The sequence below is a fragment of the Vibrio sp. Vb1554 genome (assembly GCF_033344235.1).
This window is the reverse complement of sequence record NZ_JAWPOJ010000018.1, coordinates 18,847-35,357: the sequence shown is the minus strand read 5'-3', so window position 1 is coordinate 35,357 and position 16,511 is coordinate 18,847. Positions and strand designations below refer to the sequence as shown.

General features: G+C 45.6%; 15 protein-coding genes and 4 tRNA genes. 18 read left to right on the top strand and 1 reads right to left on the bottom strand.

The genetic code is table 11. From position 1 onward, the window contains the following. Positions 1-255: 255 nt before the first annotated feature. From ftsB to rpoS, 8 genes are all read left to right on the top strand, one after another. Entirely contained in the window at positions 256-537 is a 282-nt protein-coding gene (gene ftsB, locus R8N28_RS15440; protein WP_005380907.1) for a cell division protein FtsB, read from the top strand. 1 nt (position 538) lies between these two features. Continuing rightward, positions 539-1,246 carry a 2-C-methyl-D-erythritol 4-phosphate cytidylyltransferase gene (ispD, locus tag R8N28_RS15435; protein ID WP_017633548.1) on the top strand — a complete coding sequence of 236 codons (708 nt, stop codon included), beginning with the start codon at positions 539-541 and terminating at the stop codon, positions 1,244-1,246. Positions 1,247-1,260: 14 nt separating this feature from the next. Further along, positions 1,261-1,737, top strand: coding sequence for a 2-C-methyl-D-erythritol 2,4-cyclodiphosphate synthase (gene ispF / locus R8N28_RS15430; protein WP_005380896.1), 477 nt, complete (start codon positions 1,261-1,263; stop codon positions 1,735-1,737). Between the two features lie 45 nt (positions 1,738-1,782). Next, the gene (gene truD / locus R8N28_RS15425; RefSeq protein WP_017633547.1) at positions 1,783-2,826 is read left to right on the top strand and encodes a tRNA pseudouridine(13) synthase TruD; all 1,044 of its coding nucleotides are present in this window, start codon (positions 1,783-1,785) and stop codon (positions 2,824-2,826) included. Further along, complete coding sequence (gene surE, locus R8N28_RS15420; protein ID WP_005380894.1) at positions 2,826-3,602, top strand: 5'/3'-nucleotidase SurE; 777 nt, start codon at positions 2,826-2,828, stop codon at positions 3,600-3,602. Before truD ends, surE begins: the two co-directional genes overlap by 1 nt. Then, a complete protein-coding gene (locus tag R8N28_RS15415) occupies positions 3,602-4,228 on the top strand; it encodes a protein-L-isoaspartate(D-aspartate) O-methyltransferase (protein ID WP_005380892.1) in 627 nt (208 codons plus the stop codon). Before surE ends, R8N28_RS15415 begins: the two co-directional genes overlap by 1 nt. A gap of 13 nt (positions 4,229-4,241) precedes the next feature. Beyond that, positions 4,242-5,165: a peptidoglycan DD-metalloendopeptidase family protein gene (locus R8N28_RS15410; RefSeq protein WP_017633546.1), complete on the top strand. Its 924-nt coding sequence runs from the start codon at positions 4,242-4,244 to the stop codon at positions 5,163-5,165. 80 nt (positions 5,166-5,245) lie between these two features. Further along, a complete protein-coding gene (gene rpoS / locus R8N28_RS15405; protein ID WP_005380887.1) occupies positions 5,246-6,232 on the top strand; it encodes an RNA polymerase sigma factor RpoS in 987 nt (328 codons plus the stop codon). A gap of 82 nt (positions 6,233-6,314) precedes the next feature. Here the strand turns inward: rpoS and mutS are convergent, their stop codons facing one another. Then, on the bottom strand, positions 6,315-8,876 hold the full coding sequence (gene mutS, locus R8N28_RS15400; RefSeq protein WP_065274847.1) for a DNA mismatch repair protein MutS: 2,562 nt from the start codon (positions 8,874-8,876) through the stop codon (positions 6,315-6,317). 84 nt (positions 8,877-8,960) lie between these two features. Here mutS and pncC point away from each other — a divergent pair, with 84 nt between their 5' ends. From pncC to R8N28_RS15350, 10 genes are all read left to right on the top strand, one after another. After that, positions 8,961-9,443, top strand: a complete 483-nt coding sequence (gene pncC, locus R8N28_RS15395; protein ID WP_065274846.1) for a nicotinamide-nucleotide amidase — start codon at positions 8,961-8,963, stop codon at positions 9,441-9,443. 200 nt (positions 9,444-9,643) lie between these two features. Further along, positions 9,644-10,687, top strand: coding sequence for a recombinase RecA (gene recA, locus R8N28_RS15390; protein WP_005380874.1), 1,044 nt, complete (start codon positions 9,644-9,646; stop codon positions 10,685-10,687). A gap of 127 nt (positions 10,688-10,814) precedes the next feature. Beyond that, entirely contained in the window at positions 10,815-11,282 is a 468-nt protein-coding gene (gene recX / locus R8N28_RS15385; protein ID WP_017633543.1) for a recombination regulator RecX, read from the top strand. 142 nt (positions 11,283-11,424) lie between these two features. Then, on the top strand, positions 11,425-14,007 hold the full coding sequence (alaS, locus tag R8N28_RS15380; protein ID WP_005380872.1) for an alanine--tRNA ligase: 2,583 nt from the start codon (positions 11,425-11,427) through the stop codon (positions 14,005-14,007). A gap of 212 nt (positions 14,008-14,219) precedes the next feature. Further along, positions 14,220-15,407, top strand: a complete 1,188-nt coding sequence (locus R8N28_RS15375; RefSeq protein ID WP_065274845.1) for an aspartate kinase — start codon at positions 14,220-14,222, stop codon at positions 15,405-15,407. A 92-nt stretch (positions 15,408-15,499) separates the two neighbouring features. Then, complete coding sequence (gene csrA, locus R8N28_RS15370) at positions 15,500-15,697, top strand: carbon storage regulator CsrA (protein WP_004415691.1); 198 nt, start codon at positions 15,500-15,502, stop codon at positions 15,695-15,697. Between the two features lie 334 nt (positions 15,698-16,031). After that, a tRNA-Ser gene (locus R8N28_RS15365) sits at positions 16,032-16,123 on the top strand. A gap of 31 nt (positions 16,124-16,154) precedes the next feature. Further along, a tRNA-Arg gene (locus R8N28_RS15360) sits at positions 16,155-16,231 on the top strand. 29 nt (positions 16,232-16,260) lie between these two features. Further along, positions 16,261-16,352 (top strand) — tRNA-Ser (locus R8N28_RS15355). A gap of 85 nt (positions 16,353-16,437) precedes the next feature. Next, positions 16,438-16,511: transfer RNA gene (locus tag R8N28_RS15350), tRNA-Arg, on the top strand.

Here is a 16,511-nt window from a genome sequence, read left to right as displayed (position 1 = left end):
CACCCTGCTTTGGCGGGGTGTTTTTGTATCTGACATATGAGAACAGGCTTTGCTTTTTGATGTCTTTCGCTTACGTTCATTTGTGATTCCATAGAACGAGGAAGGAGAGAGTAGAGAAGTCTCTTTGTTTCATTTTGCTGCTTATTTCTTGTAAGGAGCGTGTGAGTCTCCCTTTCTCCCCTAGAGGCAACCTCGCATTTATGCTATATATGTCTCCTTATCTAATTCCTTCCGGTACAGAATGTTAGCAGCGATATGCGAATCTTTGTTATAGCCCTTACGCTACTGTTTGGCTTGCTTCAATACACTCTATGGTTTGGTAAAAACGGAGTGTCTGACTACTACACAGTAAAAGATGAAATTGAAGTTCAGCAACAAGTGAACAGCAAGCTACAAGCTCGCAACAATGAAATGTTCGCTGAGATTGATGACTTAAGGCAAGGTCTTGATGCGATTGAAGAACGTGCGCGTCATGAGCTCGGTTTAGTTAAAGATGGCGAGACTTTTTACCGCATTATAGGTGAGGAAAACCATTAAAATGTTGGATATGAACTCATCGCATATCGCAATTGTGCCAGCTGCTGGTGTAGGGAGCAGAATGAAGGCAGATCGCCCTAAGCAATATTTATTGATCGAAGGTAAAGCGGTACTGGAACATACCGTAGAGAAACTGCTTTCTCACCCAAATATTTCTAAGGTTGTCGTTGCCGTTACTGACGGCGACCCATATTACCCAGAATTGTCCATTGCTAAGCACCCAGATGTGATTCGTGTAGCTGGTGGTAAAGAAAGAGCAGACTCTGTGTTATCAGGGCTAAACTATGTCAATGAGCATCTGGAAAGCGAGTGGGTATTAGTCCACGACGCTGCGAGGCCATGTGTATTAACATCCGACATTGACCGTTTGATTGATGTTTGCTGCGCCCACTCAACGGGTGGCATTCTCGCATCTCCTGTGAGAGATACAATGAAGCGAGCAAACGCAGTACAAGATATCGATCATACGGTAGATAGAGAAGCATTGTGGCATGCACTTACTCCACAAATGTTTAAAACTCAGCAGCTTACTCAAGCACTGGCTGACGCATTAGAACAGGGTGTAACCATTACCGATGAAGCCTCGGCTTTGGAATGGTTAGGCGAGAAGCCAGCCTTAGTTCAAGGGAATGCGAACAATATAAAAATCACTCAGCCAGAAGATCTCGCGTTAGCCGAGTTTTATCTAAGCCGTGAGCGCGGCGAATAAAGAAAGGATAGAAAATGATTCGAATTGGTCATGGTTTCGATGTACATAAATTCGGTGGTGAAGGCCCAGTCATTATTGGTGGTGTAGCAATCCCTTATGAGCAAGGTTTGATTGCACACTCAGACGGCGATGTAGCGTTGCATGCGTTAACGGATGCTCTGCTGGGCGCGATTGCTGCCGGCGATATTGGTCGTCATTTCCCAGATACGGATGATAAATGGAAAGGCGCAAACAGTCGTGAATTACTGAAAGACGTTTACCGTCGAGTCAAAGAGCAAGGCTACCGTCTTGGCAATGCTGATGTAACCATCATGGCACAAGCGCCTAAAATGGCACCACACATTGACGCAATGTGTGCGGCAATTGCCGAAGACCTAGAAACCGACATTAGTAACATCAACGTAAAAGCGACGACGACAGAACGTCTCGGTTTTACTGGACGCAAAGAAGGCATTGCAACGGAAGCCGTTGTACTTCTGTTTAAGCAATAACTAGCAATTTGCTCCCCTAAGCTGTGATATCAGCGGAAACACATCATGTCAGACATTTTATCTTCATTGGCTTACCTAACGGGTAAGCCAGTTGCATCGGCAAAAATTAAAGCGCAGCCAGAGCATTTTCAGGTTCGCGAAGATTTAGGTTTTGCCTTTACGGGCGAAGGCGAGCACTTAATGGTTCGTATCCGTAAAAAGGGCGAGAACACCAGCTTCGTTGCTAACGAGTTAGCAAAAGCCTGTGGTGTTAAGTCGAAAGACGTTAGCTGGGCGGGTCTTAAAGACCGTCATGCGGTGACGGAACAGTGGTTAAGTGTCCATTTACCAAAAGGTGAAACGCCAGATTTTTCAGCGTTTTTGTCTCAATACCCAAGTATCGAAATCCTTGCAACAGATCGTCACAATAAAAAACTGCGTCCTGGTGACCTAGTAGGGAACGAGTTCGTGGTTACTTTGTCTGAAGTGACAGATATAGCGGATGTAGAGCAACGTCTTGAAAAAGTGAAACAAGTTGGCGTGCCAAACTACTTTGGTAGTCAGCGTTTTGGTAACGATGGTAACAACCTTGAAGAAGCACGTCGATGGGGACGCGAAAACGTTCGTACCCGCAATCAAAACAAGCGCAGCATGTATTTATCAGCGGCTCGTTCGTGGATTTTCAACCGCATCGTTTCAGCTCGTCTAGAGAATGGTGTGTTTGATAAGTTCATTGATGGTGACATTGCACAGACGAATTCAGGCACTCAGTTGATTGATGCAAACAACATCACTGATTTGCAAGTGCAATTTGCACAAGGTGAAGCGGCAATTACCGCTGCGCTTGCTGGCGATAATGCACTGCCTACTCAAGCCGAGGCTCTGGCATTAGAGCAACCGTTTTTAGACGAAGAGCCTGACCTCATGGCGTTGATTCGTGGTAATCGCATGCGCCACGATCGTCGCGATATTGCGCTGAAGCCAAAAGATTTAGCTTGGACGGTTGAAGGTAACAACATTACGCTGACTTTCTCACTGGATGCGGGATCTTTTGCGACCTCTATTGTTCGTGAGTTAGTTAATGAGGTTGAAGTAGAAAGAGAATACTAATGGAACAGGATTCACGAAACCCGAAGCCCTTAAGAGTCTTAATCAGCAATGATGATGGTGTTCATGCTCAAGGGATTCATGCCCTCGCTGATGAGTTGAGAGATATCGCTGAAGTGACCATTGTCGCACCTGATCGAAATCGTTCAGGTGCTTCGAATTCACTCACATTAGAACAACCATTACGCGTGACTGAAATTGCCCCAAATATCTACTCAGTGCAAGGCACGCCCACGGATTGTGTGCATTTCGCGCTGAATGAGCTAATGAAAGATGATTTGCCTGATCTTGTTCTGTCAGGAATCAACCATGGCGCTAATTTGGGTGATGATGTTCTTTATTCTGGAACAGTAGCAGCAGCCATGGAAGGTCATTTCCTTGGCGTTCAGTCGGTGGCTTTTTCTCTAGTGGGTAAGCGACATTTCGAATCCGCCGCTAAAATTGCACGTCAAATTGTACAACAGCATTTAGCGTCGCCGATTCCAACGAATCGTCTACTGAACGTAAACGTGCCTGACTTACCATCAGAGAATTTAGGTGAAATTGAAGTTACGCGTTTAGGTGCACGTCATCACGCAGAGAATATGATCAAGCAGAAAGATCCGAGAGGCCATGACATTTATTGGTTAGGGCCACCAGGAAAGGAGCAAGATGCAGGAGAGGGCACGGACTTTTATGCAATTGAGCATGGCCGAGTTTCAATGACGCCTCTGCAAGTTGATCTCACCGCTCACGAGTCGCTGCGTGCTATGGATAGTTGGTTAAAGGAAGAGAAGTAATGAGTAACCCACATGCTGACAGGTTGATAGCGTTTCTTATCTCCAGTGGCATCAAAGACCAAAGAGTTCTGGATGCTATCCAACGCTTGCCACGAGAAAGCTTTGTTTCTCAAGCGATGATGCACCAAGCCTATGATAACAATGCGTTACCAATTGGTCAGGGACAAACTATTTCTCAGCCTTATATCGTTGCGCGTATGACCGAGTTGCTTGAGCTAGAGCCGGCGAGTCGTGTTCTGGAAATCGGAACGGGATCGGGTTATCAAACCGCGGTACTGGCGCAAATTGTTGATCATGTATACTCCGTTGAGCGAATTAAATCGTTGCAATGGGAAGCAAAGCGTCGCCTGAAGCAATTGGATATTTACAATGTTTCAACTAAGCATGCTGATGGGTGGCAGGGCTGGGAAGCGAGAGGTCCTTTCGATGCTATCATTGTTACCGCTGCCGCTGAAGTGATTCCCCAAGCTCTTCTCTCACAATTAAGAGATGGCGGCAAAATGGTCATTCCTGTTGGAGATACGGAGCAACAGTTATTAAAAATAGAGCGTAAGGGAGACGAATATCTCTCTACCGTTGTAGAAATGGTTCGGTTCGTACCTCTGGTTGCGGGTGATTTAGCTTAAGGGTTAGGGATAGGTGAATAAGTTACTACGTCATATTGGTATTAGCTTTGTGTTTGCTGCAGGACTAGTTGGTTGTGCAGCGCATTCCCCTGCACCTGTCTCTAGTCTAAAAAAAGACTATTCAAGCCTTGAAAGAGGGAGTTACAGAGGGAGTTATTATGAGGTAAAAAAAGGCGATACGCTTTACTTCATAGCTTATGTCACAGATAAAGATGTAAATGATCTTGTTCGTTACAATGAGTTAACTCAGCCTTACACTATCTACCCAGGACAGAGGCTAAAACTTTGGGCTCCGAAATATGTCGCCCCTAAATATGGTCAAAAAGTTGAACCCGTTGTGGCTCCTGTTGTTACGACACCCCCAGCTCCAGTGACGAAAACATCAACAGCCTCTAAACCTAAACCTTCGAGTAAAAACTCTAGTCAAAAACCTACAGAGACTAAGCCTAAAGTCGTACAAAAACAGCCTCCAAAGAAGGTTGAACAATCGAAAACAAAGGAGTATGTTGGTTCAAAAGATAACCAAAAAGTGAAGCAAAAAGCGCCAACTACCACAGCAAAGAGTGATAAAGTCTCAAAGTGGTTGTGGCCAACAAAAGGGAGAGTAATCAAGAACTTTTCGGCGGGAGAACAGGGAAATAAAGGTATCGACATCGCAGGACAGCGTGGTCAACCTATCGTTTCAACCGCAGCCGGCACAGTCGTTTATTCAGGCAATGCGCTACGAGGTTATGGCAACTTAATTATAGTAAAGCATAACGACAATTATTTAAGCGCATACGCACATAATGACAAACTGCTGGTCACAGAAGGACAAAGCGTAAAAAGCGGACAAAAAATCGCCACCATGGGTAGTTCAGGTGCAAAGTCGGTCAAACTACACTTTGAAATTCGCTATCAAGGTAAATCAGTGAATCCAAAACGCTATTTGCCTTAAAACTTTGAAAAACAACTTGCGACATCATTTAGCGACATATTGAGTTGTCATGTCTTGCTAACTCGCCAGGGGGAGGCGTTATGAGTATCAGCAACACAGTAACCAAAGTTGAAGAGTTTGCATTTGACAATGCGTCAGTGAAGACCATTGATAACGAACTCGAAAGATCATCATCCACAGAAAGCAAAGCGACTGCGCGTGAAGAATTTGACGCGAGCAGTAAAAGCTTAGATGCAACTCAGTTGTATTTGGGCGAAATTGGCTTCTCACCTTTACTTACTGCCGAAGAAGAAGTGCTTTACGCAAGACGCGCCCTACGTGGCGACGAAGCGGCACGCAAACGTATGATCGAAAGTAACCTACGTTTGGTTGTTAAGATTTCTCGTCGATACAGTAACCGTGGTCTAGCACTACTCGATCTGATTGAAGAAGGTAACCTCGGCTTGATCCGAGCGGTCGAAAAATTCGACCCAGAACGTGGTTTCCGTTTCTCTACTTACGCAACATGGTGGATCCGACAAACGATAGAGCGAGCGTTGATGAACCAAACTCGCACGATCCGTCTACCTATCCACGTAGTGAAAGAGCTGAACATTTATCTGCGTACTGCGCGTGAACTTTCTCAAAAGCTCGATCACGAACCGACCGCAGAAGAAATTGCTGCTCAATTAGATATTCCAGTCGAAGACGTAAGCAAAATGTTACGCCTTAATGAGCGTATTAGCTCTGTCGACACGCCAATCGGTGGTGACGGTGAGAAAGCGCTGCTGGATATTATTCCTGATGCAAACAACTCTGATCCAGAAGTTTCGACTCAAGATGACGACATCAAATCATCGTTGATTCATTGGTTAGAAGAGTTGAATCCGAAACAGAAAGAAGTGCTTGCACGTCGCTTCGGCCTACTAGGCTACGAGCCTTCGACGCTGGAAGAAGTTGGTCGAGAGATTGGTCTGACACGTGAGCGAGTACGTCAAATACAAGTGGAAGGTTTACGTCGTCTTCGTGAAGTCCTAATCAAACAAGGTTTGAATATGGAAAACTTGTTTAACGTAGAAGACGATTAAGTAATCCGTATTTCACTAGATACACAAAAGGCTATGGTTCCCCATAGCCTTTTTTCTTTTTTGCTCGTCGGTGTGAGTCTGTTTACAGCATCTTCTTCAAGCGATACAGCTCTTCAAGAGCTTGGCGTGGCGTTAAGTCGTCAGGATCAATACCTGACAGAGCTTGTTCGACCTCGCTAGGCTCTGGAATCAGGCTCAACTGGTTGGCCACATCTACTGCACTTGGACGCGGTGTGTCACTGTTTTGCCCCAGTTGCTCTAGCTGAGATAGCTTGTTACGCGCATTTTTGATGACCGTTTTTGGTACGCCAGCTAAGCCCGCAACAGCCAAGCCGTAAGACTTACTTGCCGCACCTTCTTGAACTGCGTGCATAAAGGCAATGCTGTCTCCATGTTCTACGGCATCCAAGTGAACGTTCGCTAAGCTTGGCAGTTGGTTCGGTAACTCTGTTAATTCGAAGTAGTGAGTTGCAAATAGGGTCATCGCACCAATTTGTGTTGCGAGCCATTCCGCACTTGCCCAAGCTAAAGAGAGACCGTCGTAAGTACTAGTACCGCGTCCGATTTCATCCATTAGCACCAAACTGTTCTTAGTTGCGTTGTGAAGAATATTGGCTGTTTCGGTCATTTCTACCATGAAGGTCGAGCGGCCAGATGCAAGATCATCTGACGCACCAATACGAGTAAATATACGATCTAAAGAACCAATCTGTGCGGATTCTGCCGGTACATAAGAGCCGATATGTGCCATCAATGCAATCAGCGCAGTTTGACGCATGTAGGTTGATTTACCACCCATGTTTGGACCGGTGATGATCAACATCTTACGGGCTGGGTTAAGCTCAATTGGGTTCGCGATGAACGGCTCTGTTGTTACTTGTTCTACGACTGGATGACGACCAGCTTGAATGTGAATTCCTGCGTCTTTCACAAGCGTTGGGCGGCAGTAATCTAACGAATCTGCACGCTCTGCTAGGTTTTGTAATACATCCAGTTGAGACAGAGCAGAAGCTAGGTTTTGCAGCTTCTCAAGGTTTGGCATCAATAGATCAAACAGTTCTTCCCACAACTGTTTCTCAAGTGCTAACGCTTTAGATTTCGAGTTAAGTACTTTGTCTTCGTGTTCCTTAAGCTCTGGGATGATGTAGCGTTCAGCGTTTTTGAGTGTTTGGCGACGTACATAATGCGGTGGAACCAAATGGCTCTGGCCACGGCTCACTTGGATAAAGAAGCCATGAACGTTGTTATAGCCTACTTTAAGCGTATCGATACCGTGTCGTTCACGCTCATCTCGCTCAAGCTGCTCAAGATATTCTGTTGCACCGTCTGCCAATTTTCGCCATTCATCGAGCTCCGCATTGTAGCCTTCAGCGATGACGCCACCATCACGAATAACAACCGGCGGATTTTCTTTAATCGCGCGCTCTAACAGGTCACATACTTCGTCAATCGGAGCTGCATACTTCGCCAATTTCGTTAGGTACGGATGGGTCAAAGAAGCGGTGACAGATTCTAGCTCTGGTAGCTGTTGCATGGCATTGCGAAGTCTAGCCATATCGCGAGGGCGAGCAGAGCGTAATGCAAGGCGCGCTAAGATACGTTCAATATCACCAATTTGCTTTAACGTTGGTTGAAGATCGGCAAACAGAGCTTGTTCTTTAATCTCACCAATCGCATCAAGGCGATTGTTTAACGTTTCAATGCAACGCATAGGCTGATGCAACCAACGCTTCAGCATTCGGCTGCCCATCGGAGTTGCACAATGGTCGAGTACTGCAGCGAGCGTGTTATCGGTTCCGCCTGCTAGATTTTGAGTAATTTCCAGATTACGTCGGGTAGCAGCATCAAGGATGACGGATTGATCCTGATGATCAAACGTTAAAGAGCGAATATGAGGTAAAGCCGTACGTTGAGTATCTTTTACGTACTGGATCAAACAACCAGCAGCACATAACCCTAAGGACGCATGTTCTACACCAAAACCAACCAGATCTTTTGTGCCAAATTGTTGATTGAGTTGTTGCTTAGCCGTATCAAGCTCAAACTCCCAGACTGGGCGACGACGGTTACCATTGCGGCCCGCCATTAAATGTACAGGTTCAAAATCTTCTGGGAACAGTAGCTCACGTGGTGCAGTGCGTTGAAGCTCGGCTGTCATCGCTTCTTCAGTTTCTGGTTCTGTCAGTTGGAAGCGACCAGAGGTGACATCCAGCGTCGCATAACCGAACTTACCGTTGTGATGGTAAATTGCTGCGATTAAGTTATCGACACGCTCAGAAAGCAGCGCTTCATCCGTCACAGTACCTGGTGTCACGATACGCACAACTTTACGTTCTACCGGTCCCTTGCTGGTGGCCGGATCGCCAATCTGTTCACAGATCGCCACAGACTCACCAAGCTGAACAAGTTTTGCCAGGTAGCCCTCTACGGCGTGAAATGGCACACCCGCCATTGGGATAGGTTCACCTGCAGACGCACCACGTTTGGTCAATGAAATATCAAGAAGCTGAGAAGCTCGCTTGGCATCATCGTAAAAGAGTTCGTAGAAATCGCCCATGCGGTAGAACAGCAAAATCTCTGGGTTCTCAGCTTTTAGCTTGAGGTATTGCTGCATCATCGGAGTGTGTTTTTGTTCAGCTTTCACAGGTAAGTTCTTTTGTTTATTTCCGTAGCGGCTTAGGATACGTGAATCCCTATCAAGTAAAAAGAGACAAAGGGCATTTTGGCTATGGAAAAAACAACAAAATTGAGTGCCGATTTAGGCACATTATTGGCTAAACACGGGCATGTTTTAACAACCGCAGAATCATGCACAGGTGGTGGTGTTGCAACCGCCATTACTGACATTGCTGGTAGTTCAGCTTGGCTTGACCGTGCGTTCGTCACCTACAGTAATGAAGCGAAAATGGAGATGCTTGGTGTGCAAGCTTCAACGTTAGAAGCGCATGGTGCAGTGAGTGAGCCAGTTGTGATTGAAATGGTGCAGGGTGCAATTAAAAACTCCAATGCCACCATCGGTGTGTCCATCAGTGGTATTGCAGGGCCGGGTGGTGGCAGTGAAGAGAAACCAGTCGGCATGGTCTGCTTTGCTTTTGCTGATAACCAAAGTTGGCAGCAAGTCGAAACCATGCATTTCTCTGGTGACCGTGCAGAAGTTCGCAAAAAAGCGGTCGAGCACGCGCTGACTCAATTGTATCAACATCTGCTCTAGAATTTCTTAACTTGTTTTAGCCCAGCATTGATAAGGGCTAGAGCAAATCATGACTTTAGGTCAGCCAAATTTTTTTCATACAGGTATGGACACTGTATGAATCAACAGTATAATAACTTTCATTGCTGAGCAGTTCTTCTGCTTAAGAAAAATGAATTACTATTCGTCGCCCAAAGAAGATGAATAAATCGGAGAAAGTAATGGACGAGAACAAACAGAAAGCGCTCGCCGCTGCGCTAGGTCAAATTGAAAAGCAATTCGGTAAAGGCTCTATCATGCGCCTTGGTGATAACCGCGCAATGGACGTAGAAACCATCTCAACGGGTTCTCTTTCTCTTGATATCGCTTTGGGTGCTGGTGGTCTACCAATGGGTCGTATCGTAGAAATCTACGGCCCAGAATCTTCAGGTAAAACAACATTAACGCTTGAGCTTATTGCTGCTGCGCAACGTGAAGGCAAAACGTGTGCGTTTATCGATGCAGAGCATGCTCTAGATCCTGTATACGCGAAGAAACTTGGCGTTGATATCGATGCATTGCTAGTTTCTCAGCCAGACACAGGTGAGCAAGCTCTAGAGATCTGTGACGCACTTGCACGTTCTGGTGCTATCGATGTTATGGTTGTCGACTCTGTTGCAGCACTAACACCGAAAGCAGAAATCGAAGGCGAAATGGGCGATAGCCACATGGGTCTGCAAGCACGTATGCTTTCTCAAGCAATGCGTAAGCTAACGGGTAACCTAAAGCAGTCTAACTGTATGTGTATCTTCATCAACCAAATCCGTATGAAGATTGGTGTGATGTTTGGTAACCCAGAAACAACAACAGGTGGTAACGCACTTAAGTTCTACGCTTCTGTTCGTCTAGATATCCGTCGTACTGGTGCAATCAAAGAAGGTGACGAAGTCGTAGGTAACGAAACGCGCATCAAAGTTGTTAAGAATAAGATTGCAGCACCATTTAAAGAAGCAAACACACAAATCATGTACGGCCAAGGCTTTAACCGCGAAGGTGAACTTGTCGATCTAGGTGTGAAGCACAAGTTAGTTGAAAAAGCCGGTGCTTGGTATAGCTACAATGGCGATAAGATTGGTCAAGGTAAAGCGAATGCATGTAACTACCTGCGTGAGCACCCTGAAGTGGCTAAAACTATCGATACAAAACTGCGTGAAATGTTGCTAGCGCCAGCACTTGCGGAAGCGCCTGAAGCTGGTGAAGCGCCAGAGCAAGCTGAAGAGTTTTAATCTCTCATAGATTAATAAATGACAAAGCCCTGCAATGCGGGGCTTTGTTGTATCTATTGAAATCAAAAATCGAATTATCACAAAGGCCATTGAGAGCCTGTACAGCAAAAATACTTTTAGGATCATCATGTACCAAAAACGCCAGGCGCCAACATTATCGAGCAAAGAGGCTGCTATACAATTGCTTAGCCGTCGCGATCATGGTCAGTATGAGCTTTACCAAAAATTATCGATGAAGGGCTATGAAGAATCAGACATCGACATCGCAATTAATTTTTGCCTAGACCATAACTATTTAGATGATTTACGTTACGCGAAGAGTCAAATTAGACAGCATGTATACAAAGGACATGGAGAGCGTCGAATTCGTCAAGAGTTAAACCAGAAGCGTGTTGCGGAATCGGTGATTGAGCAAGCTATGGCTGAAGAGCCGCAAGATTGGTTTGAACTGGCTAAACAGGCGGCAGAAAAGAAATTCAAAGGTATTAAAGCCAAAGACCAAAAAGAGTACGCAAAACAAGTTCGTTTTCTGCAGTATCGCGGCTACAGTTTTGACCAAATCAGCTACGCGCTGAGCTTTGAGGATGAAGATTAACGGTCAGTCGTCCGCACTGATTTTTGTTTTGCTTCAAATTTTTTCTCCTACTCCCTCTTTTCCTCAAGAAAACTAGTCTCAGCTGTTTGCATGATCTACAATACGGCAAAATTCTAACTCGACTATTTTCAGGAAGAGCTGCATGTACATGAGCACTGATGAGGTTCGTAACGCGTTCCTCAAGTTCTTTGAGAGCAAAGGACACCAAATCGTAGAAAGTTCATCGTTAGTTCCACATAACGACCCAACCCTGCTGTTCACAAACGCAGGTATGAACCAATTTAAAGATTGTTTCTTAGGCTTAGAAAAACGAGCCTACACTCGAGCGACTACGGCTCAGCGTTGCGTACGTGCTGGTGGTAAACATAACGACCTAGAAAATGTTGGCTTTACTGCTCGTCACCACACATTCTTTGAAATGTTAGGCAACTTCAGCTTTGGCGATTACTTCAAAGAAGATGCGATCTCCTTTGCTTGGGAATTCTTAACTGAAGTTCTTAAACTGCCAGCGGATCGTTTATTGGTAACTGTTTACGAAACCGATGACGAAGCGTTTGACATCTGGAACAAGAAAGTTGGCGTGCCCGCTGATCGTATTGTTCGCATTGGTGACAAAGAAGGCGGCAAGCCGTACGAGTCTGATAACTTCTGGCAAATGGGCGACACTGGCCCTTGTGGTCCATGTACTGAAATCTTCTACGATCACGGTGAGCACATCTGGGGTGGCCGTCCTGGCACGCCTGAAGAAGATGGTGACCGTTTCATCGAGATCTGGAACAACGTATTCATGCAGTTCAACCGTCACGCAGACGGCACTATGGAACCGCTACCAAAACCATCGGTAGATACTGGTATGGGTATCGAGCGTATCTCTGCAATCATGCAGGGCGTTCACTCAAACTACGAAATTGATGTATTCCAAGCTCTTATCAAAGCAGCAGCAGAAGTGATCGGTTACGAAGACCTATCAAACCAATCACTACGCGTTATCGCTGACCACATCCGTTCATGTTCATTCCTGATCGTAGATGGCGTTATGCCTTCAAACGAAGGTCGTGGTTACGTATTACGCCGTATCATCCGTCGCGCAGTTCGTCACGGTAACAAGCTGGGCGCACAAGGTGCATTCTTCCACAAGTTGGTTGGCGTACTGGCAGACATCATGGGTACGGCTGGTGAAGAGCTGAAGCGTCAACAAGCTGTGGTTGAAAAAGTACTGCGTATCGAAGAAGAAAACTTTGGTCGTACACTTGAGCGCGGTATGGCGATTCTAAACGAAGCATTAGATAACCTAGACGGTAAAGTACTGGACGGCGAAACCGTATTTAAACTTTACGACACTTACGGCTTCCCAGCTGACTTAACTAACGACGTTGCACGTGAGCGTGAGTTCGCAATCGACGAAGAAGGTTTTGAGAAAGCGATGGAAGAGCAGCGTCAACGTGCGCGTGAAGCGGGTAATTTTGGTACTGACTACAACGCAGCAATCAAAGTTGATACGCAAACAGAATTCTGTGGTTACACAGGTACTAAAGGCTCTAGTTCTGTAGCAGCGATGTTCGTTGAAGGCAACGAAGTAGATTCTCTATCTGCGGGCGACAAAGCAATCATCGTACTTGGTGAAACACCATTCTACGCAGAGTCAGGCGGTCAGTGTGGTGACGCTGGTGAAATCCGTACTGAGTCTGGTGTATTCCGCGTTGAGGACACTCAAAAACTAGGTAACGCAATCGCGCACCACGGTGTAATGGCAGAAGGCGTTCTAGCGAAAGGTGATGAAGTAGCAACTATCGTTGACGCAGAGCGCCGCGCAGCTATCTCTCTAAACCACTCAGCAACGCACTTGCTACACGCAGCACTACGCCAAGTTTTAGGTGAGCACGTAACGCAGAAAGGTTCATTGGTGAAGGCAGACAACCTACGTTTCGACTTCTCACACCTAGAAGCCGTAACTGCAGCAGAACTGAAAGAAGTTGAGCGTCTAGTTAACGCGCAAATTCGTCGCAACCACACGATTGAAACCAACGTGATGGACATTGAGTCTGCTAAGAAGAAAGGCGCAATGGCACTGTTTGGTGAGAAGTACGATGACGAAGTACGCGTACTGTCTATGGGTGACTTCTCGACAGAGCTTTGCGGTGGTATTCACGCATCAAGCACAGGTGATATTGGCCTATTCAAAATTACTTCAGAAAGCGGCATTGCTGCAGGTATTCGACGTATTGAGGCGGTAACAGGCGAGGCTGCATTAGACGCGATTGAAGCTCAAAACGCGAAGTACGAAGAGAAACTGGCAGAATCTGCACAGAAAGCAAAAGCGCTAGAGAAAGAAGTGCAGAAGCTAAAAGATAAGATGGCGGCAGCAGAAAGCGCTAACATCATGGGCAAAGCGGTTGAAGTCAATGGTACAAAAGTTCTAGTCGCAGCTCTTGAAGGCGCTGACAGCAAGAACCTACGTACTATGGTTGATGACATTAAGAACCAAATGGGGTCTGGTGTCGTACTGCTTGCTAACGTAACAGGTGACAAGGTTGGCCTGATTGCTGGTGTGACTAAAGATCTAACTGGTAAAGTAAAAGCTGGTGATCTAGTTAAGATGATTGCTGAGCAAGTCGGTGGTAAGGGCGGTGGTCGTCCTGACATGGCTCAAGCTGGTGGTACTGATGTAGCCGCACTACCAGAGGCAATTAAAACAGTTCAGCCTTGGTTAGAAGAGCGCTTATAAGCTTTTAACTACTAAAATTACGCTCAATCAAGTTTCTTTGATTGAGCGTAATTTTTTTTAGCAGCCAAGTGGTTTAATTGACTAAAAGTTAACCGAGTCATTTAGGCTATTTGGTTTTTGTTGTAACTACTGCTTATATAATTTTTCTAAAAGGAAATACTGACGATGTAAGCAGTTCTAAAGAGACTTCGGTCTTGGGAAGGTGAAGACTGGTGAAAAAGCCCCTTATCGTGCAAAAGTTTGGCGGAACCTCTGTGGGTTCAATTGAAAGAATCCACCAAGTTGCTGAACACATCATTAAGGCGAAAAATGATGGCAATCAAGTTGTTGTTGTCGTGTCTGCAATGTCAGGCGAAACAAACAGACTGATGGACCTCGCTAAACAGATAGATAGCGTGCCTACAGCTCGAGAACTTGATGTTTTGCTCTCTGCTGGTGAGCAAGTGTCAATGGCACTGTTAGCAATGACACTCAATAAATTGGGTCATGCTGCACGCTCGCTTACCGGAGCACAGGCGAATATTGTGACGGATAATCAACACAATGACGCAACGATTAAACACATTGATACTAAGACAATTCTGGGATTGCTTGAGCAAGACCAAATAGTGATTGTTGCAGGCTTTCAAGGTGTGAATGAGAACGGGGATATCACCACATTAGGTCGAGGTGGCTCAGATACGAGCGCAGTGGCACTGGCAGGCGCATTGCGCGCGGATGAGTGTCAAATCTTTACCGACGTTGATGGTATTTATACTTGTGACCCACGTGTAGTGAAAAACGCGCGAAAATTGGCGGTTATCGATTTTCCTTCCATGGAAGCGATGGCAAGCCGAGGCGCGAAAGTATTACATTTACCTTCAGTGCAATTTGCATGGAAGAATAATGTGCCACTGCGCGTGCTTTCGACATTTGATGTTAATGAAGGCAGTCTGGTAAAGGGGGAGTTAGGCAATCAAGCCGTCTCTGGTATAGCCATTCAACGTGACCTTGCCATAATCGAAGTCGATAAAGAACATTTATCTAGTGCTACAAAACAATGTCAGATGTTGGGTATCGACATTTGGAATGTGATCGAGGAAACAGAACGGGCAGGTATCACGATAAAACAAGATGCATGTGCCAAGTTCGATCTGGTGTTCAGCGACAAAATCCGTAATAGTGAAGTGGTAAGCCTGTTGACCGCAGTGGGGCTTGAGGCCAATGGAATGGTAGAGCACGCATGCGATTTGTTGGCAAAGCGAGATATTGAGATCAATTTCAGCGCAACGAATGCACTCACTATGATGCTAGTTTTAGCACCCGAATGTGTGGATACAGCAGCAAACATTCTGCATGATGCTTACATTACGTCTAGTGAAGCATTAAACATTCAACAAAAACATGCCTTTTTAGGCTGATTTTCGCTAACAAGGTAGTTTACGAAAATATAACTTTTGTTGGATAATAGCTTTGTAGCAAGAAAATTTAGAGATTACTCAAGGAGCAAAGAATGCTAATTTTGACTCGCCGCGTAGGCGAAACACTGATGATTGGTGATGAAGTGACTGTAACTGTACTAGGTGTTAAAGGTAACCAAGTGCGTATCGGCGTTAACGCTCCGAAAGAGGTTTCAGTTCACCGTGAAGAAATCTACATGCGCATTCAAGCTGAAAAAGGCAATGGCAACGTTGCTTCAGGTAACTACTAAGTCGCTCCTGTTTACAGAGCTTAGTTTGAATGAAAAAGGCTAACCGAAGGGTTGGCCTTTTTAGTTTTTACTGTTTTTGAAAATTTGCAGAAACTATTGTGTTGAGTATGGCTGTGAATTCATCAATAATGTTGATTCGAACTTCAGAAAGTTATTTGAAAATAAATGTCTTTTTTTCAGAGAAGACTCTCTTTTTTTCATCATAATAGAGTGATAAAGTTCGTTTAATAGTCACTTTGATTAAATCAGCAACGGTTAAGCCAGTTTCGTAGATTTTTTCAAAGAAAGTGTTTGACATATTTTCGGTAAAACGTAATATGTGCCTCCGCAAGACGGTGAGGTGGCCGAGAGGCTGAAGGCGCTCCCCTGCTAAGGGAGTATACGGTTTATCCCGTATCGAGGGTTCGAATCCCTCCTTCACCGCCATTCTTGCAACGTTGATTTATCAACAAAAAGTGCGTCCTTAGCTCAGCTGGATAGAGTACCTGGCTACGAACCAGGCGGTCGGAGGTTCGAATCCTCCAGGACGCGCCATATCTCTTTTGAGATATAACAATGAAAACGGTGAGGTGGCCGAGAGGCTGAAGGCGCTCCCCTGCTAAGGGAGTATACGGTTTATCCCGTATCGAGGGTTCGAATCCCTCCTTCACCGCCATTCATTGACTGGCCCGATGGCCTTTTTTTTGTTTCGTAAGAAATGAATGTGATTTACTTCACAACTTCTTAGCAAGAAGATCTGCGCGTCCTTAGCTCAGCTGGATAGAGTACCTGGCTACGAACCAGGCGGTCGGAGGTTCGAATCCTCCAGGACGCG

Bases quoted from the DNA above. Each gene is read 5' to 3' on its own strand.
- ftsB (WP_005380907.1), top strand. From the start codon at position 256: ATGCGAATCTTTGTTATAGCCCTTACGCTACTGTTTGGCTTGCTTCAA.
- ispD (WP_017633548.1), top strand. From the start codon at position 539: ATGTTGGATATGAACTCATCGCATATCGCAATTGTGCCAGCTGCTGGT.
- ispF (WP_005380896.1), top strand. From the start codon at position 1,261: ATGATTCGAATTGGTCATGGTTTCGATGTACATAAATTCGGTGGTGAA.
- truD (WP_017633547.1), top strand. From the start codon at position 1,783: ATGTCAGACATTTTATCTTCATTGGCTTACCTAACGGGTAAGCCAGTT.
- surE (WP_005380894.1), top strand. From the start codon at position 2,826: ATGGAACAGGATTCACGAAACCCGAAGCCCTTAAGAGTCTTAATCAGC.
- R8N28_RS15415 (WP_005380892.1), top strand. From the start codon at position 3,602: ATGAGTAACCCACATGCTGACAGGTTGATAGCGTTTCTTATCTCCAGT.
- rpoS (WP_005380887.1), top strand. From the start codon at position 5,246: ATGAGTATCAGCAACACAGTAACCAAAGTTGAAGAGTTTGCATTTGAC.
- pncC (WP_065274846.1), top strand. From the start codon at position 8,961: ATGGAAAAAACAACAAAATTGAGTGCCGATTTAGGCACATTATTGGCT.
- recA (WP_005380874.1), top strand. From the start codon at position 9,644: ATGGACGAGAACAAACAGAAAGCGCTCGCCGCTGCGCTAGGTCAAATT.
- recX (WP_017633543.1), top strand. From the start codon at position 10,815: ATGTACCAAAAACGCCAGGCGCCAACATTATCGAGCAAAGAGGCTGCT.
- alaS (WP_005380872.1), top strand. From the start codon at position 11,425: ATGTACATGAGCACTGATGAGGTTCGTAACGCGTTCCTCAAGTTCTTT.
- csrA (WP_004415691.1), top strand. From the start codon at position 15,500: ATGCTAATTTTGACTCGCCGCGTAGGCGAAACACTGATGATTGGTGAT.